Here is a 26,811-nt window from a genome sequence, read left to right as displayed (position 1 = left end):
GGGTGGCGGCCCCCGGCCGGGGGCCGGGGCCGGCGCCCGCTGCCGCCGGGGGCGCCCGTCCGCGCGGGGGGCCGGGGGTCCGCGTGGGGGGCGTGGGGGCCGGCAGTGCCCCGGGGTTCGGGGCGGGCCGGTCGGCGACGTCCGCGTCACCGGTGGGCGGGAGCGGCACGAGCGGGGTGCCGGCCGCCGACGGCGACTGTGGATCGGGGCTGGTCGGGGAGGTCTCGGGGCGGGCCGTGGTGGGCGCGGGTTGACTGGCCACCGGCATCGGGATCACCACCGGCCCGGCCGACGGGGGCGGGAGGAAGGGCGGGGCGCTCTCCGGGAGGGCGGTGCTGCCGACCGTCGCCGATCCGGTGCTGATCGCGGCGAGCAGCGGCATCGAGGCGGTTCCGGCGAGCAGGGCGACGGTGAGCAGGTACCCCCGGCTGGGGCCGGGGGTGCCGGGTGCCCGGTGCGCCCCCACCACCCGTCGGTAGCCGTCCGGACGTCGACCGCCGCCCGGCGAGGCTCCGGATCTCCCACCCCGTACGGACACCGGATTCTCCTCTTCTCTCCGGTCCCGTCACCAAACCGGAAGATTGCTCGTATTGCCGCCATTCGGCATCAATCAGCCTCCACGAGTGACGCTGAGTTGACCAGCCCCCTACCGCGTGTCGACACGCGGATCTTCCATCGACCACCTGACAAGCCTGGCAAATGTCGTAAAGGTGCCGGTAGATGAGTCTGTAGACGGACGTACTGTGGGCCGGCTCACGCTTTCTGCGAATATGGACACGACGGCGACGCAGCCGCGACCTCCGCGCACCGCGCGGCGGGCACGACTCGACGCCGGCGCCCCCGAGCCGGGTTCGGCAATCCGAGCCCGACTCACGTCGCGCGGCAACCCCACCCGGGCCAGGCGCGGCGGCCAGGACCGCCCCCGGCAGCAGCTGGACCGGCGACACGAGTTGCGCGGCCGGGTGACCCCCCGCAGCCGACGCAGACGAGACAGGGGAGAGACGCATGGCAAAGGGCGACCCCGGGGTCACCACCCGCAGCACCCGCGCCGCACCACGGTCCCGCAGGGGCGGCGGTACGAAGAAGTCCACCCCCGCCCAGACCGACCTGGTGCAGCTGCTCACCCCCGAGGGCGAGCGGATCGACGCCGTCACCGGCCCGGACGGCACCGAATACCGCGTCGACTTCACCGACGACGAGTACCGCGGCCTCTACCGCGACCTCGTCCTCGTCCGCAAGCTGGACGCCGAGGCGACCGCCCTGCAACGCCAGGGTGAGCTGGGCCTGTGGGCGAGCCTGCTGGGTCAGGAGGCGGCCCAGGTCGGCTCCGGACGGGCCCTGCGTACGCAGGACATGGCCTTCCCGACCTACCGCGAGCACGGGGTGCTCTACTGCCGGGGAATCGACCCGATCATGCCGCTGGGCCTGTTCCGCGGCGTCGACCAGGGCGGCTGGGACCCCAACGAGTTCAAGTTCAACATGTACACGATCGTCATCGGGGCGCAGACCCTGCACGCGACCGGGTACGCCATGGGCGTCACCATGGACGGCAAGACCGGCTCCGACGACGGCGAGGCGGTCATCGCCTACTTCGGCGACGGTGCCACCAGCCAGGGCGACGTCAACGAGGCGTTCGTCTGGTCCAGCGTCTTCAACGCCCCGCTGGTCTTCTTCTGCCAGAACAACCAGTACGCCATCTCCGAGCCCCTGGAGCGGCAGACCCGGGTCCCGCTCTACCAGCGGGCGGCCGGATTCGGCTTCCCCGGTGTACGGGTGGACGGCAACGACGTCCTCGCCACGTACGCGGTCACCCGACACGCGCTGGACAACGCCCGGCTCGGCCAGGGTCCCAGCCTCATCGAGGCGTACACGTACCGGATGGGGGCGCACACCACCTCCGACGACCCGACGCGGTACCGGATCGCCAGCGAGGTCGAGGCCTGGCAGGCCAAGGACCCGATCGCCCGGATGAGGGCGTTCCTGGACCGGCAGCAGCTCGCCGACGAGTCGTTCTTCGCCGAGGTCGACGAGCAGGCCCGGACCGAGGCCGTGCACCTGCGCGAACGGGTGCTCGCCATGCCGGACCCGGAGCCGGTGACCATGTTCGACCACGTCTACCCCAACGGCTCGCCCGAACTCGACGCGCAGCGGGCGCAGTTCACGAAGTACCTGGAGTCGTTCGAGGGGAGTGCACACTGATGGCCACTGAGACGCTCACCCTCGGCAAGGCACTCAACACCGGTCTGCGTCGCGCCCTGGAACACGACCCGAAGGTCGTCATCATGGGCGAGGACGTCGGCAAGCTCGGCGGGGTCTTCCGGATCACCGACGGGTTGCAGAAGGACTTCGGCGACCAGCGGGTGATCGACACCCCGCTGGCCGAGTCCGGCATCATCGGCACCGCCGTCGGCCTGGCCGTCCGGGGGTACCGGCCGGTCTGCGAGATCCAGTTCGACGGTTTCGTCTACCCGGCGTACGACCAGATCGTGTCCCAGGTGGCGAAGATGCACTACCGCTCGCGGGGCAAGCTGAACATCCCGATGGTCATCCGGATCCCGTACGGCGGTGGGATCGGGGCGGTGGAGCACCACTCCGAGTCCCCGGAGGCGTACTTCGCGCACACCGCCGGACTGAAGGTGGTGACCTGCGCCAACCCGCAGGACGCGTACGTGATGATCCAGCAGGCGATCGCCTCGGACGACCCGATCGTCTTCCTCGAACCGAAGCGACGGTACTGGGAGAAGGGGCAGGTCGACCTGGACGCCCCGCTGTCGCAGGCGGACCCGCTGCACGCCGCCCGGGTGGTCCGGCCCGGCACCGACGCGACAGTGCTGGCGTACGGGCCGATGGTCCGGACCTGTCTGGACGCGGCGACCGCCGCCGCCGAGGACGGCAGGGAGTTGGAGGTCGTCGACCTGCGCACCCTCTCCCCCCTGGACCTGACCGCCGTGTACGAGTCGGTCCGGCGGACCGGCCGGGCAGTGGTGGTGCACGAGGCCCCGGGCAACCTGGGCCTGGGGGCGGAGGTCGCGGCCCGGATCACCGAGGAGTGCTTCTACTCGTTGGAGTCCCCGGTGCTGCGGGTGACCGGTTTCGATACCCCCTACCCGGCGGCCCGGGTGGAGGAGGAGTACCTTCCCGACCTCGACCGGGTGCTCGACGCGGTCGACCGCACCTTCGGCTGGTGAGCGACGTGTCCCGGATCAAGGAGTTCAACCTGCCCGACCTGGGTGAAGGACTGACCGAGGGAGAGATCCTCGCCTGGTTGGTCAAGGTCGGCGACGTCATCGAGCTGAACCAGCCGATCGTCGAGGTGGAGACGGCCAAGGCGGCCGTGGAGATTCCGGCGAAGTGGGCCGGCCGGGTGCAGTCGATCTTCCCCGCGGAGGGCACGACCGTCGAGGTCGGCGCCCCGATCATCGCCATCGACACCGACCCGGACGCCGGGCCGGTCGAGGAGCCCACAGCGACCCCGTCGGCGGCGGCGGTCGAGGTGGCCCCGAGTGAGGGTGCTGTGGAACCGGGCCTGATCGGTGGCCCCGCCCCGGGTGGACGGACTGCGGTCCTGGTGGGCTACGGCCCCCGGACCACCGCTGCCACCCGCCGCCCCCGCAAGGCCGCCGCCCCGACCCCGGCGACGACAGCAGCTCCGGCCGTTCCGGCCGCCGCCCCGGCTCCGGCGGTTCCGGCGGTGCCCGCCGCCCGGGTCACGCCCGTCTCTCCGGCCGCGCCGACGCCCTCCACGTCGGTGCACGGCAACGGCCGTCACGTCGGTGGGGTGGTGCTGGCCAAGCCGCCGGTACGCAAGCTCGCCCGGGATCTCGGCGTCGACCTGGCCGGGCTGACCGGCTCCGGTCCACTGGGCTCGATCACCCGTGTCGACGTACGGCAGGCGGCGACGGCGACCACCACGGCCGCCGAGCCGTCGGCGGAGGCTCCGGGGGCGAGCCTCGGTGCGGACCGTGAGCAGCGCATCCCGGTCAAGGGGGTACGCAGACTCACCGCCGAGAACATGGTCCGGTCGGCGTTCACCGCCCCCCACGTGACGGAGTTCCTCACCGTCGACGTGACCCGGTCGATGAAGGCGCTGGACCGGCTTCGCGGTCGGCGGGAGTGGCGTGAGGTCCGGGTGTCGCCGTTGCTGCTGGTCGCGAAGGCGGTGCTGCTCGCCGTCCGGCGGCACCCGCTCGTCAACTCGACCTGGGCCGGCGACGAGATCGTGGTCAAGGACTACGTCAACCTGGGGATCGCGGCGGCCACCGACCGGGGCCTGATCGTGCCGAACATCAAGGACGCCGGGCGGTTCAGTCTGCGGGAGCTGGCCGACGAGTTGACCGGATTGGTGCAGACGGCGAAGGCCGGACGGACCTCCCCGGCCGAGATGAGCGGTGGCACCCTGACCATCACCAACGTCGGGGTGTTCGGGGTGGACACCGGTACGCCGATCCTGCCGCCCGGGGAGTCGGCGATCCTCGCCTTCGGTTCGGTACGCCCGATGCCGTGGGTGCACCGGGGGAAGGTGAAGCCGCGCCAGGTGACCACCCTCGCCCTCTCCTTCGACCACCGGATCATCGACGGTGAGCTGGGGTCGAAGTTCCTGCGGGACGTGGGCGAGTTCCTCACCGACCCGGAGGCGGCCCTGCTGGCCTGGACCTGACCGTTTCGTCCCACCGCCACGGCCGGTGTGCCCGGGTTGTCCCCGGAGCGCACCGGCCGTGTCCGTGTCAGCACCGGGAGCACTGTGGCCGCCACCACAATCTTCGGCCTTAACGGTGGCTAACCTACGATCCTTAGGCAGGTGTCTCAGCTCACCTAATAATCAATGGCGATCAACCAGTTCTCCGCGCTTGAATAGAGCCAACGACGGGACGACAACCGAATAGCCAGGAGGAGAGAGACCCATGAGCATGATCAAGCGAATCCGTGACCGCCGCGACGCCAACCGCCGCGCCCGTGCCATCGAGCACGCGCTGCGCAGCGTGAACTCGCCCTCGGTGCGCAACGAGATCCTCGCGATCGCCCAGCGTCACGGCGGCTGACGCCGACGCCCCTCTCGCGCCACCTCCGGCAGAGCGACAGACCCGCCTGAACCATCAGGCGGGTCTTCGACGTTCGTGCCTCTGGCACCGGCATTCCACACCGCTGCGCCGCCCGGTACGGTGGTTCTCGGTCGCCACGACGGGCGACGAGCCGGATCGAGTCGATAGAAGCCCCTCGAAACGGCCCGGCAACGGGGAGTGATGGCCCGATGCTCCCAGGCTGCCACGGGCGGCCACCGGTTAGGGTGCGGGAAGTCCGTACGGCCGGGACAGCTGGCGACGCCGGCAGCCAAGCAGACGAGACTCGACTGATGCCGGCGGCCGACATGAATGAGGAGGCGCACCGATGACGTCCGAGGGCTCGCACCACCCCGGCCGGGAGCCGGACGAGGTGTCGCCGGGCGCCGGCGGACCGGCGCCGTACGGCGACCGGCCAGCGCAACAGCACGACAACAGCTACGGAAACGCCCCCGACCTCGGCTGGGCACCCCCGCCGCCAGCCGCGCGCCCGAACCAGCCCACGGCATCCGGCTGGGCGCCTCACAACGAGCAGCCCCCGACCGCCAACTGGGCGGCACAGGGCGAGCCGGCCCCCTGGGGCGGCCCCGGTCAGCCGCAGCCCGCCTGGGCCGCGAGTCAGGCCGAGCCGGGCGGCCCCGGTCGCGCCGCCGCTGCGGCCCCGCCGCAGGGCGAGCCGGGCCAGCCCGCCTGGGCGCCCGCCGGACAGTCGGCCCCGGACTGGGCACAGCAGCACCCGCAGCCTGGTGCCCGGGGTGCCGCATCCGTGCCGCAGCAACCCGCACCCGCCCACGACAACTGGTCCCCATCGGACAGCCCGGCCCCCGGCGGCTGGAATCCCCCGGCCAACTCCCCATCGGACGACTCCGCCCACTCCGGCGGGTGGACCCCGAACAGCCCCGGCAACGACGCCGTCCCCGCCGCAGGCGGATGGGCACCCGGTGCGGGTACGCCCGCCGCCGACCCGGCCGGACCCGGCGGCTGGGGTCCCGGCACCGGCGGTGACCAGGCCCGACCCGGCGGCTGGAGCCCTCCGGCGCAGGAGGGCTCGGCGCCCCCGGCCTGGGGGCCGCCGCCGAACCAGGCCCCGGGCGGCTGGGAGTCGCAGCCCCGCGACGAGCAGGCCGACCCGAACGCCTGGGCCGGAGCCCCCGCCCCTGCACAGAACGACCGGCCGCAGGCCGACCAGTGGCCGTCGCCCGAGGCCGGACAGCCCGGCGGCTGGCCCGCACCGTCCAACGCGGACGATCGTCCGGAGCCCGCCGCGTGGACGCCCGGCGCACCCCCGCCCAGCCGGGGCAGCGCCTCGGTGCCCGGCCACGCCCCGGGTGCCGGGAATGCCCAGGCGCCCGGTGCCGCCTCGGTCCCGGGTGCCGCGCCCGGACCGACGGCCGGTAACGCCTCCGGTCCGGCCGGTGAGGCCCCCGCGTGGAACGGTGGCGGTGCCGAGAACCAGCCCCAGTGGGCGGGTGCCGACCGCCCGGCGATCCCGGAGGCCGAGCCGTGGGACCCCAACGAGGCATGGGGTCGCAGCGAGGCCGCACCCGATCGGGCTCCGGAAACCCCGGACTGGGCAGCTGACCGCTCCGAGGAGCCCCCCGCCTACCAGCCCGCTCCCGGTCCCGGGATCTCGGCGGGGAACGCGATTCCCCTCCCCCCGGGTCAGGAACAGCGGGTCCCCGGCGCGAGCCTGGCCGCCGCACCACCGGCCGACTACGCCCCGCCCACCCCGTTCGGCGGACCGCAGCCCTTCGACCAGGGCAACGCCGGACCCCAGTCGTTCGGCTCCGGCGGCGGCTGGTCCCCCGCCGACTCCGGACACGACCAGCCGCAGTCGCCCGCCGGGCCGATGGTCCCGGCTCCGCGTACCGCACCGGAGGGGGGTGCCGGACGCGTCGTCGTACCCTCGGCGGAGGGGGCGGAGCTCGCTCAGGGTGCCGTCTCGGCCAGCGCCTCGGTGCCGACGGCCAGCCGGGTCGCCCCGACCGACCAGGCCCTGCCGCCCGGCGGTTCACCAGCGCCCCAACCCCGGGTCTACGGTCGCCCAGCCCGACCCGAGGCCGACGAGCCGAACGCCCCGGACGCCGGCTACCCCGCCGAACAGCCGCAGTTCGACCAGAACACTGGCGGGTTCGACCAGGGCCCCGGCTCGTTCGACCAGCGTCCCGGCTCGTTCGACCAGCGTCCTGGCTCCTTCGAGCAGGCACCGGGCCGGTTCGACCAGAACCCCGGCGGGTTCGACCAGGGCCCCGGCGGGTTCGACCAGCGTCCCGGCTCCTTCGAGCAGGCACCGGGCCGGTTCGACCAGAACCCCGGCGGGTTCGACCAGGGTTACCCGCCCGCCTCGGACCGCCCCGACCAGGGCGACGACCGGTTCGGCCCAGGTCCGGAGCAGAACGACAGGGGCCCGGAGCCGTACGGCCGCGCCCCCAACCAGTTCGACCAGGGACCCGACTCGTTCGACAAGGGTCCCGGCGGCGGGTTCGACCAGCGGCCTGGCTCGTTCGACAAGGGGCCCGGCTCGTTCGACAAGGGACCGGACCGGTTCGACCACGGGACGGAACGGTTCGAGCACGGTGCCGGTGGGTTCGGTCAGGGGGCCGGTGGCTTCGGCCCGGGAGGCGACCGGTTCGGGGCAGGCCCCGGATCGGAGCCCCGCTTCGACGGCCAGGACCGCAACCCCGGCCACCCGCAGGGCTTCGGCGAGCAGAGCGGCCCCACGTCCGCCCCGCCGGCCTTCCCGCCGGCCGCGCCGCCGGCGTTCGGCGAGCCGAGCAACACCACCCGCCCCATGAACGGGGTACGCCCGCACGACGCCCCTGCGCCGCACAACGACTCCTTCGGTGGCTCGCAGTCCCCGGTGGTCGGGGGCACTGCGGTGCAGAACCCCGGACCGGGTTTCGCACCGGGCAACGATTCGGGGCCGGGCGGGTTCCCGCCGCCGTACCCGCCCGGGGGGCAGCAGTCCGGCCCGGGTTGGCCGGGTGCCGCGTCCGGCAACGAAGGGGACCAGGGGCGCTTCGACTCGTTCAAGCCCGAGGCCGACGAGTCGAAGACCGAGGCACCGCCGCCGAAGGTCCGCAACGGTCGCGTACTGGCAGCGGTCCTGGTCGCGGCGGTCCTGATCCTCGCCGTACCGCTGGGTCTGTTGCTGTTGCTGGGCAAGATCGGCGGCGGGGACGACCCGGCCGCCTTCGACCCGGCGGTCAACTCCTGCGTCAAGCAGTCAGGTGAGGGCGCGCTGGAGGCCGACTGCGGCGACGAGGGTGCCTTCACCGTCGTCTCCAAGGTCGACAACCAGAGCAAGTGCGAGGACCCCGGTCAGCCGCACGTCGTGCTCCGCAGCAACGTACCCAACAAGGTGCTCTGTCTGAAGCCGGCCGCGTAACGCGACGTCCAACGGCGGGGGCTGCGGTGCAACACCGCAGCCCCCGCCGACGTCTCTCCCCGTCCCCCCAGATCTTGGACAGTTGCTGTCAGCTCCTGACAGCAACTGTCCAAGAACCACTTCTGGGTGTACGCCTCGACGTGCAGCTCCGCGCCGTGCTGGCGCGCCGCACGGCGCGGACCGTTGAACCGGTGACCGCAGCTTCCCGTAGTGTGATCACACGAGTCGATCGACCGCAGAGGGGGCAGAGTGCCTCAGGAACACGAGCCACCGACGGGCAGCAGCTCGCAGGACCTCGATTTTCTCGCCAGTTGCCTCCCCGACCGAACCCGGCAGGCGTTGGCGTTGCTCCCGCGATCCGATCAGCTCGCCCTCGCCAACGATCCGGCGGTGCTGGCGACCCTCGATGCGATGGGCGAGAACTTCGGTGCCACCGACTACGCGAGGAAGAGGCTCGCGGCGTCCACACGGAGACCCGACCCCCGACTGCCTCACGTACTGGGCCACAACAGCGTCATGAGCATCGCGGTCGAGCAGTTCGGATCCTGGACTGACGAGTTGCACAGGTACGTCGAAGACAGGATCGCGGAGTTACACCAACAGAACAGTCGGACAGCCAGCCCGGGATCGCCGTCCTCGACGGCACGAACCGAACCGTTCGCGGCCATGAGGATCCAGGGCAGCAACCCGTCCCCACGACAGTCCCAGCCTGCCCCGCCCCCGGGGTTCGACGGGGTCAACCCTCGGCAGCAGTCCCATCAGGGTCAGCGACCCTGAGCGGACTGCCGTACACCTCGGAATGATCAGGGGCGCGAACGGTGGCACCGACCTTCGGGGTCGGCGTGGCAGAAGTCACCCTCGGAGTTCGCCCTACCGGTTGAACCGTGCCGTACGCCAATTCGTCAAGTGGCCATGCCGATGAGGAGCGAACAGGATTGGGCGAACATTGGCGCGGCCGCCAAACTGCACGCCGAACAGCGCTGCGGCTGTACACCGTCGACGAGAGTCCAGGTGAACGGTGCAGAGGTCGACCTGAGTGCCGCCCTCTCCCAGTTCCGCAACGACGGGTTTCCGAATCACATGCCCCGGGATGTCCGTGAACTCATCGAGTCGTTGCAGAGTGCCGGGGTGTTCGGGGCGCCGCAGCGGGACGGGCGGAACTGGGAAGGCATTCGTGCAGCGGTCGAGTTTCACGCCGAGCATCGCCGAGGGTGTAAGCCCTCGAAGAAGGTTCAGGTGGACGGTGGCGACGTCAATCTCAGCCAGGCACTGTCCGATTTTCGCCGGCATGGCTATCCAGTTGGTATACCTGCGGATCTTCGTGACCTCATCGAGTCGTATCAGAGGGAGGGGGTCTTCGGCCGGCAGGGCAGAGGCACCCAGGATTGGGGAAGCGTCCGGGATGCCCTGAACCTCCATGCCGAACGCCGTCGGGGTCTCGCGCCGTCGCGCAAAGTTTCGGTCAACGGTGGGGAAATCAATCTCAGCCAGGTGTTGGCCGAACACCGACGAGGCAGCCTCCCGAAGAGTTGCCCATCTGAGATCAGGAAACTCATCGAAACCTACGTCGAAGAAGGTGTCCTCGGGTATGGCAGGTCAGCCGCCAGGAAGCCGCCGCCCTCGCCGAACAACTCGTCATCCGACTGGCAGATCACCACGGAGGAAGTCGAACGATTCCTGGCTGAATCCAGTCCGATTCCCTTCGCGACCGGAATTCCTGTCGCACCCGGCGACGCGTCCACGAACATGGTGTCGCCACCCGCCTTCCACGAGGGTGGGGGGCCTGGGCAGTCTCGACAGGCGGCCCCCGGCCCAGTCGGCGTACCGAACCCGTTCATGACCGCGCAGGCTGCGGCCTCCGGCCTGCCATGGGCACCCCTTCACGCGACGGCACCGGCGACCAGCGACCAGCCACTCCGTCCGAGCCCGTACGGCAACGTCGGCGGCTGGGGCGACACCATCCACGGGTACCACGTGGGGTCGCAACCTGGAGGGCCTTCGGGTCGGCGGTGACCCCTCGTCATGCGATGGCGTCAGTCCGACTGCGGGCGGGTGACTCGGGTCTGGTCGGCGGGACGAATCTGCACGTCGCCGTCCGGGCCGTGGATCTCCAGCACTGGTACGCCCTCGTCGAGATCCATCTCGCGCCGCTCCCGACTCGACGGCATCCGGGCGACGGTTGACCCACCCGGTGCAAGTTCGATGTCGGTACGTCGCGGCGCCTCCCGAACCCACGTGCCACGCCCTTTGGTGGTGGTCATGACGCCTTCGGAGCGGAGGAGGGCGATGGCTGCACGGACGGCATCCCGACCGATCCCGTACTCCTGGCTGAGATGGGACTCACTCGGCAGGAGCGAGCCCGGCTGAAGGTCTCCCGACTCGACTCGCCTGCGAAGCAGTTCGGCGAGCTGCACGTAGACCGGCGTGTGTGAGCGAGGATCGATGGACACGATATCAAGCCTCATGCCCCCATCCCCACAAGCAGAGTTGGCTATATAGCTATGTGGCCCTTGCGGCCCTATGCCTACAAGTCTAGGGTGGGTGCAGCGAGTGGTGACAGGAACACGGAAAGCGGTCCCGGCTACTGAGGGTTCGTGCCGACCCGGCGTGCCGATACCGCCTACTGAGGGTTCGTGCTGCCCTGCGTGCCGATGCCGTCGACCGGTGTGCCGTTGCCGTCGCTGAGGTTGGTCCTGTTGGCGTACTGCTGCCCTGGGCTGCGGTGACAGGGCCGGGGTGGTCCGTCCATGCGCGGCGGGTGGGCGGACCACCCCTTCCACAAACCGGTACGGAGTGTGACGGAGAGGCGGAACACAATGGGACGCAGGCGCAGCGGATGGTGGTCGAACCCGCCCGCAGCCCCCGGGGTGTACCGGTCGGGATATCTGCCGGTGCGGCCGTGGCAGGTCCGGTGGCGACGGTTCCGCACCGTGGGGTGGTTCCGGCGTGGGCTGGACCCCGGCGACGTACACGAGTTCCTTCGTCAGGTCGCCGACGACCTGACGGTTCGCTACGACCGGCTGGACCAGGGGCGGGAGGAGACCGGACGGTTCCGGGACGCGCTGCGGACCTGGCAGTCCGAGTACGCCCGCCGTGAATTCGACCAGCGGGTGTCCTGATGTCCGACCGGTTCGTGATCCACCTGCCGGTGGTCGCCGCCGACCTGCCCGGTGCGGTACGGCTGGCCCGGGTGGTGGCCCGGTGGGCGGCCGTGCTCGCCCAGACCGACCCGGCCGAGATCACCGTGTCGTACGAGGACGCGCAGGGCGTACGCCATCGGGTGTTCTGTGACGCCCGGCTGGCGAGCGGCAGACGGTGCGGGCTCCGGGCCGACCACGACGGACCCTGCATCCGGCAGGTGCCGGCGTGACGGAAGCAAGGACACGTGCTGCGTTCGGGTCAGCGTTGCGGGTGATCCGGCGAACCTGTCGCCGGGGGCGTCGGGCGGGGTGAGCAGGGGCGTGGCAGGGTTGGTCGCATGGTTACCTCGCCCCGCGTCCGTGCGCCCGAGCTCAGGGGCCGTCGGTGGTTGAACACCGGCGGACGGGATCTCACCCTTGCCGACCTGCGTGGGCGCATCTCGATTCTGGACTTCTGGACCTTCTGCTGCATCAACTGCCTGCACGTGCTCGACGAGCTGCGGCCGTTGGAGGAGAAGTACGCCGACGTCCTCGTGGTGATCGGCGTGCACTCGCCGAAGTTCGAGCACGAGAAGGACCCGGAGGCCCTCGCGGCGGCGGTCGAGCGGTACGGGGTGCACCACCCGGTCCTCGACGACCCCGAGCTGGACATGTGGCAGCAGTACGCGGCCCGCGCCTGGCCGACGCTGGCCGTGGTCGACCCGGAGGGGTACGTGGTGGCCACGATGGCCGGGGAGGGACACGCCGAAGGGCTGGCCCGGCTGGTCGACGAGCTGATCTCGGTCCACGAGGCCAAGGGCACCCTGCACCGGGGCGACGGACCGTACGTGCCGCCCGCCGAGGAGGCGACGATGCTGCGGTTCCCCGGGAAGGCGGTGCCGCTGCCGGACGGGAACCTGCTGGTCTCGGACTCGGCCCGGCACTCGCTTGTCGAGTTGGAGCCGGACGGGGAGACCCTGGTCCGCCGGTTCGGCACCGGGGACCGGGGGCGGGTCGACGGGCCGGCGGAGTCGGCCACCTTCTCCGAGCCGCAGGGGTTGTGCCTGCTCCCCCCGCACGTCGCCGAGGTGGCCGGGTACGACCTTGTCGTCGCGGACACCGTCAACCATCTGCTGCGCGGCGTACGGCTGGCCACCGGTGAGGTCACGACGGTGGCGGGTACGGGACGGCAGTGGCGCTCGACTGTGGACGACCACCCTCACGACGCGCTCGCCGTCGACCTCTCCTCCCCGTGGGACCTGGCCTGGTACGACGACCGGATCGTGGTGGCAATGGCCGGGATCCACCAGCTCTGGTGGTTCGATCCGATCAAGCGGACCGCCGGGACGTACGCCGGGACGACAGTCGAGGCGTTGCGGGACGGTCCCCTGCCGGACGTGTGGATGGCCCAGCCGTCCGGGCTCTCCGTCTCCGCCGACGGGGTCCGCCTGTGGATCGCCGACAGCGAGACGAGTGCGCTGCGCTACGTCGAGAACGGCGTCATGGGCACCGCCGTCGGTCAGGGCCTGTTCGACTTCGGCCACGTGGACGGCCCGGCCGGGCAGGCGTTGATGCAGCACCCGCTCGGGGTGTGTGCACTGCCGGACGGCTCCGTGCTGGTGGCCGACACGTACAACGGTGCTGTTCGCCGGTTCGACCCGGCGACCGGCCTGGTCGCGACGGTGACCGACGGGCTGGCCGAGCCGAGCGACGTGGTGCTGACCGGGGACGGGTCGGTCCTCACCGTGGAGTCGGCGGCGCATCGACTGACCCGGCTCGCCCCGGGGGCCCTCACCGCCACCGGGGCGAACACGGTGGCCGGTCCCCGGCACCGGGCCGAGCGCCGCCCCACCGACCTGCCCGCCGGGAAGGTGACACTGGACGTCGTCTTCACTCCCGCCCCGGGGCAGAAGCTCGACGACACGTACGGGCCGTCGACCCGGCTGGTGGTCTCCGCGTCCCCGCCGGAGCTGCTGCTCTCCGGGGCGGGCACCACCACCGACCTGTCCCGGCAGTTGGTGGTGAACCCGGAGGTCACCGAGGGGGTCCTCCAGGTGGTGGCCCAGGCGGCGACCTGTGACGCGGACGTGGAGCACGCTGCCTGTCACCTGACCCGGCAGGACTGGGGGGTCCCGGTCCGGGTGGTCGACGGTGCGCCCGCCCGGATCCCGTTGGTCCTGCGGGGCCTGGACACCTGAGTCGGATCACCGGAGGGCGTCGCGGGCCTTGTCCGTCAGGGACGGTGGGGCTCTCTGATCAGGGACGGTGGCCGTTGCGGTGCCGACCCGGCGGGGTTCGCCGTCCTTGGGGGTCGGGGCGGCGTGCCGGTGAACCCTCCGACCGCTCGACCCGGGTCGAGGGGCGGAACTCGAAACCCTCGGGTGGCCCTGCTCGGCTGCGCATTCGCGCAGCGGACGCCGTCTCGTCGACGACGAGGCCGCTCACCGAGGTTGTCGAGAAACGTGACATCTCACCGGCCTCTCCGTCGAGCAGAGTCGGTAGTCGGTACAGGAATCCGTCGAGCGTCGGTCTGACGTCGGGGGGACAGTCTCTGGGAAGGCCCTCCCGTTCGGCAGTACGGAGCACCACCCCCGTGGAAATCGGAGGCACGTCGGCCGCATGTATGACGTGCTCCGAGTTCCGCAACACCATCGCCCGGAAGGGGTCGTCCCAGGCTCGCTCGACGTGGTCCGCGAGCACCCGCCACTGTTCGGGGGTCAGCGGTTCCTCGCGACGGTTCCGGCCCCCGGTGTTCGGATCCCCACGACGGGACGGTCCGGAGCGGGACGATTCGTCCTGCTCCTCCCCGTAGATGTACGGTGCCATCCTCGTACTCCCTCGTGGGCGACGGTACGAACTGATGACGGGGCCCGGCGGGCCTCGGTTCACCGGTGTGGGCGGACCTACGCGAACGGGGTGACGGTGACGCCCGCGTCGGTGAGGGCGGACCGGACCCGTTTCGCGGACTCGACAGCGCCGGGGGTGTCGCCGTGCAGGCAGATCGACTCGACGGGGCAGGAGACGACGGTGCCGTCGACGGCGACCACAGTCTGCTCGGTGGCCATCCGTACCGCCTGGGCGGCGATCTCGTCGGGGTCGGTGAGCAGGGCACCGGGGGCGTTGCGCGGGGTGAGCCGACCGGTGGGCAGGTAGCCCCGGTCGGCGAAGCCCTCGGCGACCACCCGGAGTCCGGCCCCGACGGCGAGTTGGGCCAGCAACGACCCGGGGGAGCAGAGCACAGGCAGTTCGGCGTCGACGTCGCTGACCGCCGCCACCACCGCCGACGCCTGGGTCTCGTCGGTCGCCGCCGCATGGTAGAGCGCCCCGTGCGGTTTGAGGTAACGCACCCTGGTCCGGAACAGCCGACAGAACCCGTCCAGCGCCGCGAGCTGGTACGTCACCTCGTCGCGCAGCTCCGCGTAGTCGTAGGCGATGTGTCGGCGGCCGAACCCCGCCAGGTCGCGGTATCCGACCTGGGCTCCGACGGCGACCCCGCGTTCGGCGGCGGCTTCGCAGACCCGGCGCATCGTCGACGGGTCACCGGCGTGGAAGCCGCAGGCCACGTTGGCGGAGGTCACGACGTCGAGCAGCGCCTCGTCGTCGCCGAGCTGCCAGATGCCGAAGCCTTCACCGAGATCAGCGTTGAGGTCCATGGAACGTCACCGTAGTCCCAGGCCGCGCCTGGGCGAGCGGGGTCACGTCGGTGACCACCCCGATGACCGGGTACCCGCCGGTGGTCGGATGGTCAGCCAGGAAGATCAACGGTTGGCCGTTCGCCGGCACCTGCACCGCCCCGAGCACCAGCCCTTCGCTTGGCAGTTCCCCGGCCACCGCGCGGGGCAGCGCCCGACCGGTCAGCCGGGCCCCGACCCGGTTGCTGTCCGGGCTGATCGCGTACGGGGTGTCGAGCAGCAGGTGCACGGCCTCGGGGGTGAACCAGTCGTCCCGGGGGCCGAGGGTCAGGGTGAGCCGTAGCGCGGTCGGGACGACCCCGTCGACCGTGTAGTCCACCCCGGCGGGGAGCCCGACCGGGGTCCCCAGTGGCAGGCGGTCGCCGTCGCGCAGGACGGCCGGGCCGAGCCCGGAGAGCAGGTCGGTGGAGCGGCTGCCGAGCACCGGTTCGACTGCTACACCCCCGGCGACCGCCACGTAGCTGCGTACCCCGCGCAGGGCCGGTCCGATCCGTACCGGCACCCCCGCCGGTACGGCGACGGGGCGTCCCACGTCGGCGGGTCGGTCCCCGACCCTCACCGGTGCCGCCGCCCCGGTGACCGCTATCGTCCCGGCCCGCTCCAGTCGGAGGTCGCACCCGGTCAGCGTGGTCTCCAGCCCGGCAGCGGATTCCGGGTTGCCGACGAGCCGGTTCGCCAGCCGCAGGGCCGCCGGGTCCAGCGCCCCCGACCGGGGCACCCCGAGGTGCGCCCACCCCTGACGGCCGAGGTCCTGCACCGTGGTGGACGCCCCGGCCCGGAGCACCTCGACAGTGGCGGCGGTCAGGTCACTTGTCATCTCTGCACCAGGCGGACCCGGGTGCCGGGGGTGAGGCGGGCGGGCGGGTCGGCGTCCACATCGAACAGCTGCATGTCGGTCCGGCCGACGAGCTGCCACCCGCCGGGCGACTCGGTGGGGTAGATCCCGGCGTACCGTCCGGCCAACGCCACCGAACCGACCGGCACCCGGGTACGCGGGCTGGCCAGCCGGGGCACCGACCACTCCTGCGGGAGACCGCTCAGGTACGCGAACCCGGGTGCGAAGCCGCAGAAGGCCACCCGGAACCGGAGGTCGGTGAGGCGGCGTACCACCTCGGGCACGTCGGTGCCCCAGTGCTCGGCGACGGCGGCCAGGTCCGGCCCGTCGTACACAGTGGGCACCAGAACCTCGGCGGTGTCGGCCGCCGACGGTCCCGCACCCGTCTCGGCGGGGTTCCAGTCGACGAGGAGGGCGGCTGTCAGTGCGGGATCGGGCACCCCGTCGAGGAGGACGGTCCGGACACCGGGGACGATCTCGGTGGCGGTCACCTCGCCGGTCTCCCGACGTCGCCACAGTTCGGCCCGGACCGCCTCGACCTGTTCCGGGTCGGCGCAGTCGAACAGCAACGCGTGCTCACCGACGGACCGTATCCGCATCCCGTCATCCTGCCAGCCGCCCTCAGGGTCGGGGCGCCCCTGCCCGGAACGCCGTCGGTGCCGAAAAGGGGGTACGCGAGAACGGCGATCGACCGGGCCGGGTACGGTACCGACGGCGGCGGATCCGTGACCGGAACCACTACCTGTAGGTAACCTACGGTGTCGTAACCTCTAGGCGTGACCACCTCCGCTCCGCTTCGTCTGAAGCCGGTCGACATCGGCAAGCCCCGGATGCGCGGCTGGCTGCACACCTACGCGTTCTTCGTCGCCCTCGTCTGCGGAGTCGTGCTCTGCTCGATCGCGGCCTTCCGTCCCGGCTGGGCTCCCCTGATCAGCTGTCTCGTCTACAGCCTCACCGTGTGCGGTCTGTTCGGCACCAGCGCGCTGTACCACCGGCGGGTGTGGTCACCCCGGGGCTACCAGATCATGCGCCGGATGGACCACTCGATGATCTTCCTGTTCATCGCCGGGACGTACACCCCGTTCTGCACGATGCTCCTGGCCCCCCGACCGGCGGCAGCCATGCTCAGCCTGGTCTGGGGTGGGGCGCTGGGCGGCGTGGCGATCAAGGTGGTCTGGCCGCACGCCCCCCGCTGGGTCTCCGCCCCGCTCTACCTGGCCCTCGGGTGGGTCTCGGTGGCGATGGTGCCGGAGATTCTGCACGTCGGCGGGGTCACCGCGCTGGTCCTGCTGGTCGTCGGCGGAGCGATCTACAGCGTGGGGGCGGTCTTCTACGCCCTCCGCAAGCCGAACCCGTGGCCCGCCGTCTTCGGCCACCACGAGTTCTTCCACGCCTGCACGCTGGTAGCGGCGATCTGCCACCACATCGCCATCTACTTCGCCATCTTCGCCTGACCCTGAAGGCGGCTTCCCGTCTTCGGCGGGACGGCACCGCGGCGGCGGGACGGGCAGCGCGGCGGCGGGACGGGCAGCGCGGCGGCGGGACGGGCAGCGCGTCTTCGGCGGGACGGGCAGCGCGGCGGCGGGACGGGCAGCGCGTCTTCGGCGGGACGGCACCGCGTACGCATGAAGGGCTCTGCCCTCCCTCGGGAGCGCAGAGCCCTTCGCTGTCGGTCGGGGGTCAGTCGGTCGGGGGTCAGTCGGTCGGGGGTCAGACGGTGTGGCCGGGACGACGGACCTCGCGGTACTCCTGGACCACGCGGTCGTCCCGGACGGGAACGGTCCGCTCGGCGACGACCCGGTCCTGGGTGGCCGGCGCGGCGACCACGGTACGACGGCGGGTGTTCCAGAAGTAGAGGGTGGTGATCAGCCCGGCCACCCCGGCGAGCATCAGCACGTAGCCGACGACGCTCAGGTTGAGCCACCCGAGGTTGGCCTCCACGGCGAACGCGAAGATCGCGCCGAGCGCGATGAGGAAGATACTGCCACCGATGCCCATCTTGTCGCCTCCTTGGCGTCCAGCTGGCGTTGCCTTTCGCCGCGGCCACGGGTGAGGGTGCGGCACCCATCGACATACCCCGGCACACTGATCACCAATCAGGCAAGCTGACCCCATGACGGACGACAGGGGACGGGACCGCACGCTGGTGCTGCTGCGACACGCGAAGGCCGAGACTCCCGGAGAGAGGATCCTCGACGTGGACCGACCGTTGGCCGCACGGGGGCGAACCGCCGCCGTCGCGGTCGGCACCTGGCTCGACCGGTACGGGCTCCGGCCCGACATTGTGCTCTGCTCGCCGGCGCTGCGTACCCGCCAGACCTGGGCCGGGGTTGCCGACGGACTCGGCTCAGGCTCCGGCAACTCGCCACAGGGCGACCCGGCAGACTCGGCCCCTGACGTACGCCACGAACCGGACATCTACGAAGCTTCGCCCGGTACCCTGCTCACGCTGATCAGGTCGGTGCCGGCGGAGGCGTCGACGGTGCTGCTGGTGGCGCACAACCCGGGCGTCTCGCTGCTGAGCGGGCTCCTCGACCCGACCCGGCCACTCGGCGACGGCCTGTCCACCGCCGAGCTGGCGGTGCACCGTACCCGGGGAGCCTGGGCTGACCTGTCACCCGGCGACGCGACCCTGGTGGAACGTTCACGCCCCAGATGAGCGCAGGCCATGCCGGACGAACGGTTCGTGGCCGAGCCGCTGGGCCCACCAGGTCGGCGTGGGCGGGACGTCGTGGCCGAGCCGCTGAGCCCTGGACGAGACCGCCCACAGGCGAGCGGGCGAACCTGGCGGGACGCCCGGCCCGTGGTCCAGCGCGTGATCTTCGACCGGGAACGCCCGACGCACAGCTGACCTGGCCTGACGCCCGGCCGGTGGGTGAGCGTGGACGCTGATCCTGCCTGGTCAGGAAGGTGGGGCGGTCGGGGGTGGCGGGTCGGGTGGGGGCGGCATCATCGCGGTGGGATGCGACAGCCGGTTCTCCTCGACGATCAGTGTTCGGGCCCGCTTGCGCCGGTCCTGCCAGAACCAGAGCGTGGTGAGCAGCACGGAGAGTCCGGCCAGAATGAAGACCCAGCCAACCGCGCGCAGGTCGACCCACCACACGTTCGCCCGTACGGCGAAGGTGAGGATCGCGCCGATGGCGATCAGGAAGATTCCGCTGCCAACTCCCATGTCTGCTGCACTCCCCCGTGCGGTGACCTCCGAACTGCGCCCGAACGACCCGCCCCGCTTACCCACCCCACCCACCCCCAACCCCCCACCCCACCCCCAACCCCCCACCCCACCCCCACCCCACCCCCACCGCCCCCTCCCCCACCGCCCCGCCCCTCAGGCGTGATCAAGGGGTTTGCGTCACCAGCGACCGCCGAAATGACGCAAACCCCTTGATCACGAAGGCCACGCGCGACATCGTGCGGAAGTGCGCGATGTCGTGCGGAAGTGCGCGATGTCGTGCGGAAGTGCGCGATGTCGCGTGCGGAGGTGGGGGCGGGTGGGGTTAGAAGGAGTCTTCGGGGAGGTCCATCAGGTCGAGGTCGCAGGCTTCCACTGTGCGCCGGTCGGCACCGACCCGGGGGAGGATCTCGCGGGCGAAGAACTTCGCAGCGGCCACCTTCCCGGTGTAGAACGCCTGGTCGGAGGGGGTGACCTCACCGGCCAGCGCCTTGAGGGCGACGTCGGCCTGACGCTGGAGCAGCCAGCCGACGATCACGTCACCGAGGGCCAGGAGGAACCGGCGGCTGCTCAGGCCGACCTTGTAGAGGGCGCGCTCGTCACCGGCCTGGGCCTCGCCCAGCCAGCCGGTGAGGAGGCCGAGGATGCTCTGGAGTTCGGTGAGCGCCTTGCCGAGGGCCTGTCGCTCCTGCTTGAGCTGACCGTTTCCGCCCTCTGCGGCGATGAACTCCTGGATCTCCCCGGCGACTGTCATCAGGGCCTTGCCGTTGTCCCGCACGATCTTGCGGAAGACCAGGTCGAGGCTCTGGATGGCGGTGGTGCCCTCGTACAGGGTGTCGATTTTGGCGTCTCGGACGTACTGCTCCAGGGGGTAGTCCTGGAGGAAACCGGAGCCGCCGAAGGTCTGCAACGACTCGTGGCCGAGGATTTCGTACGCCCGCTCCGAACCGACCCCCTTGACCAGGGGCAGGAGCAGGTCGTTCACCCGCTTGGCCAGGGCGACGGCCGGCTCGTCCCCGGTCGCCTCGCCGATGGCCACCCGGTCCTGCCAGGAGGCGGTGTAGCAGACCAACGCCCGAAGACCTTCGGCGTACGACTTCTGGAGCATCAGCGAACGGCGGACGTCCGGGTGGTGGGTGATGGTGACCCGGGGGGCGGTCTTGTCGGACTGCCGGGTCAGGTCGGCGCCCTGCACCCGGTTCCTGGCGTACTCAAGGGCGTTGAGGTAGCCGGTGGAGAGGGTGGCGATGGCCTTGGTGCCGACCATCATCCGGGCGTACTCGATGATCATGAACATCTGCCGGATGCCGTCGTGCCGGTCGCCGAGCAGCCATCCCTTGGCCGGTACGCCGTGCTCGCCGAAGGTCATCTCGCAGGTGTTGGAGACCTTCAGGCCCATCTTGTGCTCGACGTTCGTGGCGTAGACCCCGTTGCGTTCGCCCAGCTCACCGGTCTCGGAGTCGAAGTGGAACTTGGGGACCACGAAGAGCGACAGCCCCTTGGTGCCGGGGCCGCCGACGCCTTCCACCCCGACCGGGCGGGCCAGGACGTAGTGCACGATGTTCTCGCTCAGGTCGTGCTCACCCGAGGTGATGAAGCGCTTGACGCCCTCGATGTGCCAGGAGCCGTCGGGCTGGGGGATGGCGCGGGCGCGGCCGGCGCCGACGTCCGAGCCGGCGTCCGGCTCGGTGAGCACCATCGTGGAGCCCCACTGCCTGTCGATGAAGAACTTGGCCCACCGCTGCTGCTCCTCGGTGCCCTCGACGTGCAGGACGTGGGCGAAGGAGGGGCCGGAGGCGTACATCCAGACCGGGGCGTTCGAGCCGAGGACCAGCTCGGCGAGCGACCACCAGAGGGTACGCGGGGCGGGGGTGCCGTCCATCTCGGGCGGGAGGTCCAGGCGCCAGAACTCGGAGTCCATGAAGGCCTGGTACGACTTCTTGAACGACTCCGGCAGGGGCGCGGTGTGGGTGGCCGGGTCGAAGACCGGTGGATTGCGGTCGGAATCCGTGTAGCTGGCGGCGAGGTCCTCCCGGGCGAGGCGGTCGACCTCGGTGAGGAAGCTGCGCGCGGTGTCGACGTCCAGCTCCGAGTACGGCTCCTGGCCGAACGCCTGATCCGCCCCGAAGACCTCGAACAGGTTGAACTGGAGGTCCCGGAGGTTGCTCTTGTAGTGGGTCATGGTCGCTGGCCCCGCTTCCGGACAGGTGTTACCGATCAGTAACCCCGACTGTATTACTCGCGGGTAGGCAGCGACAACCCGTAAGCCTGCGGGACCTCGACCCAAAGGCCGCAGTCGAGTGTGATACCGGTCACCCCTCGGTCGCGCCGACCTCCCAACTCGGGACCGTCAACGCCGCACCGGTACGCGAACCGGCGTACTCCATCAGGACCAGGGCGATGTCGTCGTCGAGCTGACCGTGCACCCACTCGACGAGGGCGGTCTCCAGGGAGGCCAACCCGTCGGCGACGGTCCCGTGGCCGAGCAGCCGCCAGGCCCGGTCCACAGTCGGGAAGAACTCCCCGTCCCGACGCGCCTCCCCGAGCCCGTCGGTGAACAACAGCAGCCGATCCCCCGGTTCGAGACGCTCCACCCGGGGCTGCACCGTCGGCATGAACCCCAACGGCGGCGCGGTCGCCGGTGGCTCCAGCGAGATCACCGCCCCCCGGCGCAGCAGCAGCGGCGGAGGATGCCCACAGTTGACGATGGTGAGGGTCCCACCCCGCTCCTCGACCAGGGCTGCGGTGACGAAGTCCTCGTCCCCCACGTTCCGGGCCACCGCCCGGTCCAGGTCCGCCACTATCGCCCGCAGGTCGGCCCGCTCGTACGCCACGTGCCGGTAGGAGCCCAGCACGATGCTGGCCAGCCGGACCGCGTCCAACCCCTTGCCCCGGACGTCACCGATGATCATCCGTACGCCGTACGGGGTGTCGATCGCCTCGTACAGGTCGCCGCCGATCTCGGCGGTCGCCGTCGAGGAGATGTACCGGCCCGACACGGCCAGGGCACCCACCTGCGGGCCGAGCGGACGCAGCACCGCCTGCTGGGCGACGTGCGCCAGTTTGGAGAGTTCGGCCAACTGGTCGGCCTGTCGCTGCCGGATCGCCGCCCACCCCGCACCGGCTGCACTCGCCAGGGCGACACCGGCCACCCCCGTCGCGGTGACCACCGACGTCGTCGGCTCGGCGAGGGCGAAGACCGTACCGGCCAGACTCGCGGCGGCACCGACACCGACCACCATCCGCCACGAACCCGTCATCGCGGTGAGCAGCGGCGCCACTGCCATCAACGGCACGTACCCGACTTCACGGCCGTCGGTCAGCTCCAGCAGACAGACGAACGAGAGCAGAACGAGGGCCGCGCCGAGACCGGCGCGGGATCCGGGGCTCAGCGGGCCACGGCCCGACTGCGAGGTGTGGGTACGTACGAGGGACAGCATGCCTGATACTCGTGAGCGGGTGAATGAACCTGGCCCGTCGACCGAGCAGGTTCTGACCGCCCGGACCGTACGGCCGATCCGATCGCGGACCCGGCAGAGCGAGACCGGCACCTCCGATCGCCCGGTCCACACCTGGGGGGAGGCCGATGGCCGATCCGTCACCCCACAGCGACCTGGTCGCCCGGCTGGTGGACGGGTTCCGCTGGGTCGACCCCGGCCCGACCAGCACCCACCTGGTCAGCGACGTCTCCGGGTGGTGGCGTGACCCGCAGATCCTTTCCGCCCTCGGCCCCGCCCTGGTCGCCCCGTTCCGGACCGCCCGGCCCACCGTCGTCGTCGCCCCCGCCGTGACCGGCCTGATCGTCGGCCCCCTCGCCGCGACCGCCCTCGGCGTCGGGTTCACCCCCGCCCACAAGCGGGACGACACCCGGGCCCGCCCCGGCCGGGTCACCTGGGCGACCGGCCCACCCGACTTCCGGGGACGCCGTGTCGAACTGGGCATCCGGGACGACCACCTACACCCCGGCGACCGGGTCCTGGTGGTCGACGACTGGGTGGCCACCGGGGCGCAGCTGCGCGCCGTCGCCGAGATCTGCGCCGCCCGGCGGGCCACAGTGGTCGGCACCGCCGCAGTGGTCGCCGACGCACCGGACGACCTCCAGGTAACAGCCCTCCTCCACCCCTCCGACCTGGTGTAAGGAAGGGCCCCCTATTAACGCCTGAGGTAGAGAAGGGTTCCCTTCTCACATCCTCGGCGGGCCGGCGACCGACCCGGGACGGGTCAGGCCGTACGCAGTTGCGGCAGGAGTCGGGTCGCCACGTCCACCAGGACCGCCTCGTCTCCGGCGTACCAACTCGACTCGCGCGGCCAGTGGGTCACCACGTCGGTGAAACCCAACGCGGCCGCCCGGCCCACCTGGTCGGCGAAGAAGTCGGCGCTGCTCAGCGAGAAGACCGGGGCCGAATCGAGCAGGAGGTACCTGTCGAGGGTCGCCGGGTCGCGGCCCTCCCCCTCCACCACCAGGTTCAGGCGCTCGCCCAGTTCCGCCACGCTCCGCCACCAGCCGGCCAGGTCGTCGGCCTCCGAACCGGTGGTGACCCAACCCTGACCGTGCCGGGCCACCACCCGCATCGCCCGGGGACCGTTCGCGGCGACCACGAAGGGCACCCGAGGCCGCTGCACACACCCAGGGTCGTTACGGGCGTCCACCGCCGTGTACCACTCACCACGCCAGGTCGTCCGCTCCTCGCGGAGCACCCGGTCGAGGAGCCCGGTGAACTCGGTGAACCGGTCCACCCGCGCCCGCGCCGGCAGGGTCTCACCACCCAGGACCGTGGCGTCGAACCCGATCCCACCAGCCCCCACCCCGAGCAGCAGCCGCCCGGCGGAGATGTCGTCGAGGGCTGTCACCTGCCGGGCGAAGGCCACCGGATGCCGGAAGTTCGGCGAGGCCACCAGCGTCCCCAGCCGGATCCGCGAGGTTACCGTCGCGGCGGCGGTCAACGTCGGCACCGCGTCGAACCACGGGCCGTCGACAAGGTCCCGCCAGCCCAGATGGTCGTACGTCCAGGCGTGGTCGAACCCCCACTCCTCGACCTGCCGCCACCGCGGCCCGGCCTGCGCCCACCGCCGGTCCGGAAGAATGACCACACCGATCCGCATGCCCGCCACCCTACGACCCGCCGGAAGGAAGGGGCCCTTGTTAACGCCTACGGTAGAGAAGGCTCCCCTTCTCACACCCCGTCTGCTTGGCTGAGCCGATGACCGAGGCCGCTCCGACACCTCCCGACGTGACGTCACGTCTGGTCCACGATCGCAACGTCTGGCTCTGCACACTGCGTCCGGACGGCTCCCCGCACGTCACCCCGGTCTGGTTCGTGCACACCGACGGCACCTGGTGGATCGGGTCCGAGGGGCGCAGCGTCAAGATCCGCAACGTGACCGCCGACCCCCGCGTCTCCCTGGCCCTCGAAGACGGAGACGCCCCGGTCGTCGCCGAAGGGCTCGCCCGGGTGCACCGCAGCGACTTCCCGCAGCCGGTCGTGACGGCCTTCGCCGCAAAGTACGACTGGGACGTCCGCGCCGGGCAGGACCGGGTCCTGCTTGAGGTGCCGGTACGCCGCTGGCTGCTGGCCGGGCCAGCCCAGTAGCCCCGCCCGGCCCCGACCCGCACCGGCGAAACAAACCTGCGGAGCCCCGCCCGCTGGACGAAGACCCTCCGCCGCTCGACCGCGTCGCACACTGCCGATGTGACCGAACCCGGCTGAGCCTCGCGTCCTATCCAGCCCTGCAACGTCGAAAGCCCTGACCGATGCAAATCCGGGTCAGGGCTTTCGTGGTGGAGCGGGTGACGGGAATCGAACCCGCACTGTCAGCTTGGGAAGCTGATGTTCTGCCATTGAACTACACCCGCAGGCCGCCCCACTGTACCCGAACCGGTCACGACCGCACCACGCCACCCCCGACCCACAACTCGCCACCCCGATCCGCACCACGCCACCCCCGACCCACAACTCGCCACCCCGATCCGCACCACGCCACCCCCGACCCACAACTCGCCGACCCGTACCCGTACCCGTACCCGTGTCGATCATGGGGGTCGGCGGCTGGTCGGAAGATCCGTAGGGCCGCCGACTCCCATGATCGACGCGAGCGTCCTCGGCCGGAGAGCCGGTGACGTGGAAGGGCGAGGGTTCAGGCGGCGGTGACGTGGGCTCGGCGGGCGGGAGGCCACGGGTCCGGGGTGGTGGCGGAGTCGGGCCGGGTGCCGTGGCTGGCGCGTGGGTCCAGCCACACCTGGACCGCCGGGCGTCGGGGTGGCGCACCGGGGATGTCCAGGCCGCCCAGGTCGCGTCGGGTGAGCATGGCGACGTCGATGGTGAACTCGAACAGCCGCCAGTCGGCGTCGGGGGAGGCGCGGCCGACGTCGGCGAGTCGGGAGATCCGGGCCCGGTCGGTGACCGGGCTGGCCTGGCCGGCGACGTACGCCTCGTCGTCGCTCTCCTCCGGGGGGAAGGAGTGCAGGGCGTACCGGCCGTCGCGTTCGAGGTCACGGCGTTTGGGGGAGTCGATGACGAAGCAGAAGAGCCCCTCGTCGGTGATGACCGGGGAGACCGGGTGGACCCGGGGCCCGCCGTCGGCGCGGACGGTGGCCAGGTAGCCGAAGCCCGGCCCGTACTGCTGCATGAGGAGGCGAATCCCGTCGGCGAGTCGGGGGTCGTCGGCGGCGAAGTCGGACCAGGTAGCCATGACTGCATCTTATCGAACACCTGTACGAGAATCGACCCGACACGCTGGTCACCCGGCACGATCACCGGCACCCGATCAGGGGCCTCGGAGCGTGCTCGATAGGGTTGCCGGATGCTTCTCTCCGACCGTGACCTGCTGATCGAGATCAAGACGGGCACGCTCGCGTTGGAGCCCTTCGAGTCCTCCCTGGTGCAACCTTCGAGCATCGACGTACGCCTCGACAGGCTCTTCCGGGTCTTCAACAACCACCTGTACACCCACATCGACCCGGCGGCCCAGCAGGACGACCTGACCTCCCCGGTCGAGGTGCCCGAGGGCGAGCCGTACGTGCTGCACCCGGGGGAGTTCGTGCTCGCCTCCACCCTTGAGGTGATCACCCTCGGCGAACAGCTGGCCGGTCGGCTCGAAGGGAAGAGTTCCCTGGGCCGACTGGGGTTGTTGACCCACTCGACTGCCGGGTTCATCGACCCGGGCTTCTCGGGTCACGTCACGCTGGAACTGTCCAACGTGGCGAACCTGCCGATCACCCTCTGGCCGGGGATGAAGATCGGACAGCTCTGCATCTTCCGGCTCTCGTCCCCCTCGGAGCACCCGTACGGGTCGGCCGTCTACGGCTCCCGCTACCAGGGGCAGCGCGGCCCGACCCCGAGCCGCTCCTGGCAACACTGGCGCACCTGGCCGACCCGCTGACCCAGGGCCGACACCCGGCCCGCCAGCACCGGCCCGCCAGCACCGACCAGCAGCCGCCGAAGGCCACAGCGCCCCGTCGGGAGGACGTGGGCGGGCACGGGACGGACCAGCCGGGGGAGGACCCGGCGCCGCCCCCGCGGGACCAGCGGGGGCGGCGCGCAGGGCACC

General features: G+C 71.4%; 24 protein-coding genes, 1 tRNA gene and 1 pseudogene. 14 read left to right on the top strand and 12 right to left on the bottom strand.

Going from position 1 to position 26,811, the window contains the following annotated elements; all coding sequences use genetic code 11:
- Nucleotides 1-538 (bottom strand): annotated as a pseudogene (locus ABT336_RS19865) (hypothetical protein); the annotation flags it as partial.
- Between the two features lie 467 nt (nt 539-1,005).
- Between ABT336_RS19865 and pdhA the strand changes: the two are divergent.
- The 6 genes from pdhA (at nt 1,006) to ABT336_RS19835 (ending at nt 10,458) form a co-directional block, all read left to right on the top strand.
- Nucleotides 1,006-2,199, top strand: a complete 1,194-nt coding sequence (pdhA, locus tag ABT336_RS19860) for a pyruvate dehydrogenase (acetyl-transferring) E1 component subunit alpha (RefSeq protein WP_350898106.1) — start codon at nt 1,006-1,008, stop codon at nt 2,197-2,199.
- On the top strand, nt 2,199-3,188 hold the full coding sequence (locus ABT336_RS19855) for an alpha-ketoacid dehydrogenase subunit beta (RefSeq protein ID WP_350898105.1): 990 nt from the start codon (nt 2,199-2,201) through the stop codon (nt 3,186-3,188). The genes pdhA and ABT336_RS19855 overlap by 1 nt, the downstream gene beginning before the upstream one ends.
- A complete protein-coding gene (locus ABT336_RS19850) occupies nt 3,185-4,657 on the top strand; it encodes a dihydrolipoamide acetyltransferase family protein (RefSeq protein ID WP_350898104.1) in 1,473 nt (490 codons plus the stop codon). Before ABT336_RS19855 ends, ABT336_RS19850 begins: the two co-directional genes overlap by 4 nt.
- A gap of 244 nt (nt 4,658-4,901) precedes the next feature.
- Entirely contained in the window at nt 4,902-5,039 is a 138-nt protein-coding gene (locus ABT336_RS19845) for a hypothetical protein (RefSeq protein ID WP_350898103.1), read from the top strand.
- Between the two features lie 346 nt (nt 5,040-5,385).
- On the top strand, nt 5,386-8,445 hold the full coding sequence (locus ABT336_RS19840) for an LppU/SCO3897 family protein (protein WP_350898102.1): 3,060 nt from the start codon (nt 5,386-5,388) through the stop codon (nt 8,443-8,445).
- Nucleotides 8,446-9,351: 906 nt separating this feature from the next.
- Entirely contained in the window at nt 9,352-10,458 is a 1,107-nt protein-coding gene (locus tag ABT336_RS19835; protein ID WP_350898101.1) for a hypothetical protein, read from the top strand.
- 20 nt (nt 10,459-10,478) lie between these two features.
- On the opposite strand, the gene ABT336_RS19830 is transcribed toward ABT336_RS19835, so the two are convergent.
- The gene (locus tag ABT336_RS19830; protein WP_350898100.1) at nt 10,479-10,910 is read right to left on the bottom strand and encodes a GntR family transcriptional regulator; all 432 of its coding nucleotides are present in this window, start codon (nt 10,908-10,910) and stop codon (nt 10,479-10,481) included.
- A 351-nt stretch (nt 10,911-11,261) separates the two neighbouring features.
- On the opposite strand from ABT336_RS19830, the gene ABT336_RS19825 reads away from it, so the two are divergent.
- From ABT336_RS19825 to ABT336_RS19815, 3 genes are all read left to right on the top strand, one after another.
- A complete protein-coding gene (locus tag ABT336_RS19825) occupies nt 11,262-11,564 on the top strand; it encodes a DivIVA domain-containing protein (RefSeq protein WP_350898099.1) in 303 nt (100 codons plus the stop codon).
- Entirely contained in the window at nt 11,564-11,815 is a 252-nt protein-coding gene (locus ABT336_RS19820) for a hypothetical protein (RefSeq protein WP_350898098.1), read from the top strand. Before ABT336_RS19825 ends, ABT336_RS19820 begins: the two co-directional genes overlap by 1 nt.
- Nucleotides 11,816-11,923: 108 nt before the next feature.
- Nucleotides 11,924-13,762 carry an NHL domain-containing thioredoxin family protein gene (locus tag ABT336_RS19815; RefSeq protein ID WP_350898097.1) on the top strand — a complete coding sequence of 613 codons (1,839 nt, stop codon included), beginning with the start codon at nt 11,924-11,926 and terminating at the stop codon, nt 13,760-13,762.
- Between the two features lie 705 nt (nt 13,763-14,467).
- Here the strand turns inward: ABT336_RS19815 and ABT336_RS19810 are convergent.
- From ABT336_RS19810 to ABT336_RS19800, 3 genes are read right to left on the bottom strand one after another with little or no spacing between them, the layout of a single operon-like run.
- Nucleotides 14,468-15,217 carry a LamB/YcsF family protein gene (locus ABT336_RS19810; RefSeq protein ID WP_350898096.1) on the bottom strand — a complete coding sequence of 250 codons (750 nt, stop codon included), beginning with the start codon at nt 15,215-15,217 and terminating at the stop codon, nt 14,468-14,470.
- A complete protein-coding gene (locus tag ABT336_RS19805; RefSeq protein WP_350898095.1) occupies nt 15,201-16,073 on the bottom strand; it encodes a 5-oxoprolinase subunit C family protein in 873 nt (290 codons plus the stop codon). The genes ABT336_RS19810 and ABT336_RS19805 overlap by 17 nt, the downstream gene beginning before the upstream one ends.
- Nucleotides 16,070-16,690: a 5-oxoprolinase subunit B family protein gene (locus ABT336_RS19800; RefSeq protein ID WP_350898094.1), complete on the bottom strand. Its 621-nt coding sequence runs from the start codon at nt 16,688-16,690 to the stop codon at nt 16,070-16,072. The genes ABT336_RS19805 and ABT336_RS19800 overlap by 4 nt, the downstream gene beginning before the upstream one ends.
- Nucleotides 16,691-16,867: 177 nt before the next feature.
- Between ABT336_RS19800 and trhA the strand changes: the two genes are divergently transcribed.
- Nucleotides 16,868-17,545, top strand: coding sequence for a PAQR family membrane homeostasis protein TrhA (gene trhA / locus ABT336_RS19795; RefSeq protein ID WP_350898093.1), 678 nt, complete (start codon nt 16,868-16,870; stop codon nt 17,543-17,545).
- Between the two features lie 256 nt (nt 17,546-17,801).
- Here trhA and ABT336_RS19790 read toward each other — a convergent pair whose 3' ends face one another.
- Nucleotides 17,802-18,089, bottom strand: a complete 288-nt coding sequence (locus ABT336_RS19790) for a DUF6458 family protein (protein ID WP_350898092.1) — start codon at nt 18,087-18,089, stop codon at nt 17,802-17,804.
- A 115-nt stretch (nt 18,090-18,204) separates the two neighbouring features.
- Between ABT336_RS19790 and ABT336_RS19785 the strand changes: the two genes are divergently transcribed.
- Nucleotides 18,205-18,750, top strand: coding sequence for a SixA phosphatase family protein (locus ABT336_RS19785; RefSeq protein WP_350898091.1), 546 nt, complete (start codon nt 18,205-18,207; stop codon nt 18,748-18,750).
- Nucleotides 18,751-18,993: 243 nt separating this feature from the next.
- Here ABT336_RS19785 and ABT336_RS19780 read toward each other — a convergent pair whose 3' ends face one another.
- The 3 genes from ABT336_RS19780 to ABT336_RS19770 form a co-directional block, all read right to left on the bottom strand.
- A complete protein-coding gene (locus ABT336_RS19780) occupies nt 18,994-19,263 on the bottom strand; it encodes a DUF6458 family protein (RefSeq protein WP_350898090.1) in 270 nt (89 codons plus the stop codon).
- A 325-nt stretch (nt 19,264-19,588) separates the two neighbouring features.
- Nucleotides 19,589-21,445, bottom strand: coding sequence for an acyl-CoA dehydrogenase (locus tag ABT336_RS19775; RefSeq protein ID WP_350898089.1), 1,857 nt, complete (start codon nt 21,443-21,445; stop codon nt 19,589-19,591).
- Between the two features lie 130 nt (nt 21,446-21,575).
- Complete coding sequence (locus tag ABT336_RS19770) at nt 21,576-22,703, bottom strand: PP2C family protein-serine/threonine phosphatase (protein ID WP_350898088.1); 1,128 nt, start codon at nt 22,701-22,703, stop codon at nt 21,576-21,578.
- A gap of 146 nt (nt 22,704-22,849) precedes the next feature.
- On the opposite strand from ABT336_RS19770, the gene ABT336_RS19765 reads away from it, so the two are divergent.
- Complete coding sequence (locus ABT336_RS19765; RefSeq protein ID WP_350898087.1) at nt 22,850-23,401, top strand: phosphoribosyltransferase family protein; 552 nt, start codon at nt 22,850-22,852, stop codon at nt 23,399-23,401.
- A gap of 83 nt (nt 23,402-23,484) precedes the next feature.
- Here the strand turns inward: ABT336_RS19765 and ABT336_RS19760 are convergent, their stop codons facing one another.
- The gene (locus ABT336_RS19760) at nt 23,485-24,366 is read right to left on the bottom strand and encodes an LLM class flavin-dependent oxidoreductase (protein ID WP_350898086.1); all 882 of its coding nucleotides are present in this window, start codon (nt 24,364-24,366) and stop codon (nt 23,485-23,487) included.
- A gap of 128 nt (nt 24,367-24,494) precedes the next feature.
- Here ABT336_RS19760 and ABT336_RS19755 point away from each other — a divergent pair, with 128 nt between their 5' ends.
- Complete coding sequence (locus ABT336_RS19755) at nt 24,495-24,854, top strand: nitroreductase/quinone reductase family protein (RefSeq protein ID WP_350898085.1); 360 nt, start codon at nt 24,495-24,497, stop codon at nt 24,852-24,854.
- Between the two features lie 189 nt (nt 24,855-25,043).
- Here the strand turns inward: ABT336_RS19755 and ABT336_RS19750 are convergent.
- Nucleotides 25,044-25,117, bottom strand: a tRNA-Gly gene (locus tag ABT336_RS19750).
- Nucleotides 25,118-25,398: 281 nt separating this feature from the next.
- Entirely contained in the window at nt 25,399-25,953 is a 555-nt protein-coding gene (locus tag ABT336_RS19745; RefSeq protein ID WP_350898084.1) for a pyridoxamine 5'-phosphate oxidase family protein, read from the bottom strand.
- A 111-nt stretch (nt 25,954-26,064) separates the two neighbouring features.
- On the opposite strand from ABT336_RS19745, the gene dcd reads away from it, so the two are divergent.
- A complete protein-coding gene (gene dcd, locus ABT336_RS19740) occupies nt 26,065-26,643 on the top strand; it encodes a dCTP deaminase (protein WP_350898083.1) in 579 nt (192 codons plus the stop codon).
- The last annotated feature ends 168 nt before the right edge of the window (nt 26,644-26,811 follow it).

It is taken from the genome of Micromonospora sp. NPDC000207 (assembly GCF_040300925.1).
Lineage (GTDB): Bacteria > Actinomycetota > Actinomycetes > Mycobacteriales > Micromonosporaceae > Micromonospora.
The sequence above is the reverse complement of the archived record's forward strand: the minus strand, read 5'-3'. Positions and strand labels throughout refer to the sequence as shown.

Coding starts and splice junctions, on each gene's coding strand:
- pdhA (WP_350898106.1), top strand. CDS start 1,006: ATGGCAAAGGGCGACCCCGGGGTCACCACCCGCAGCACCCGCGCCGCA.
- ABT336_RS19855 (WP_350898105.1), top strand. CDS start 2,199: ATGGCCACTGAGACGCTCACCCTCGGCAAGGCACTCAACACCGGTCTG.
- ABT336_RS19845 (WP_350898103.1), top strand. CDS start 4,902: ATGAGCATGATCAAGCGAATCCGTGACCGCCGCGACGCCAACCGCCGC.
- ABT336_RS19840 (WP_350898102.1), top strand. CDS start 5,386: ATGACGTCCGAGGGCTCGCACCACCCCGGCCGGGAGCCGGACGAGGTG.
- ABT336_RS19830 (WP_350898100.1), bottom strand. CDS start 10,910: ATGAGGCTTGATATCGTGTCCATCGATCCTCGCTCACACACGCCGGTC.
- ABT336_RS19825 (WP_350898099.1), top strand. CDS start 11,262: ATGGGACGCAGGCGCAGCGGATGGTGGTCGAACCCGCCCGCAGCCCCC.
- ABT336_RS19820 (WP_350898098.1), top strand. CDS start 11,564: ATGTCCGACCGGTTCGTGATCCACCTGCCGGTGGTCGCCGCCGACCTG.
- ABT336_RS19815 (WP_350898097.1), top strand. CDS start 11,924: ATGGTTACCTCGCCCCGCGTCCGTGCGCCCGAGCTCAGGGGCCGTCGG.
- ABT336_RS19810 (WP_350898096.1), bottom strand. CDS start 15,217: ATGGACCTCAACGCTGATCTCGGTGAAGGCTTCGGCATCTGGCAGCTC.
- ABT336_RS19805 (WP_350898095.1), bottom strand. CDS start 16,073: ATGACAAGTGACCTGACCGCCGCCACTGTCGAGGTGCTCCGGGCCGGG.
- ABT336_RS19800 (WP_350898094.1), bottom strand. CDS start 16,690: ATGCGGATACGGTCCGTCGGTGAGCACGCGTTGCTGTTCGACTGCGCC.
- ABT336_RS19790 (WP_350898092.1), bottom strand. CDS start 18,089: ATGGGCATCGGTGGCAGTATCTTCCTCATCGCGCTCGGCGCGATCTTC.
- ABT336_RS19785 (WP_350898091.1), top strand. CDS start 18,205: ATGACGGACGACAGGGGACGGGACCGCACGCTGGTGCTGCTGCGACAC.
- ABT336_RS19780 (WP_350898090.1), bottom strand. CDS start 19,263: ATGGGAGTTGGCAGCGGAATCTTCCTGATCGCCATCGGCGCGATCCTC.
- ABT336_RS19775 (WP_350898089.1), bottom strand. CDS start 21,445: ATGACCCACTACAAGAGCAACCTCCGGGACCTCCAGTTCAACCTGTTC.
- ABT336_RS19770 (WP_350898088.1), bottom strand. CDS start 22,703: ATGCTGTCCCTCGTACGTACCCACACCTCGCAGTCGGGCCGTGGCCCG.
- ABT336_RS19765 (WP_350898087.1), top strand. CDS start 22,850: ATGGCCGATCCGTCACCCCACAGCGACCTGGTCGCCCGGCTGGTGGAC.
- ABT336_RS19760 (WP_350898086.1), bottom strand. CDS start 24,366: ATGCGGATCGGTGTGGTCATTCTTCCGGACCGGCGGTGGGCGCAGGCC.
- ABT336_RS19745 (WP_350898084.1), bottom strand. CDS start 25,953: ATGGCTACCTGGTCCGACTTCGCCGCCGACGACCCCCGACTCGCCGAC.
- dcd (WP_350898083.1), top strand. CDS start 26,065: ATGCTTCTCTCCGACCGTGACCTGCTGATCGAGATCAAGACGGGCACG.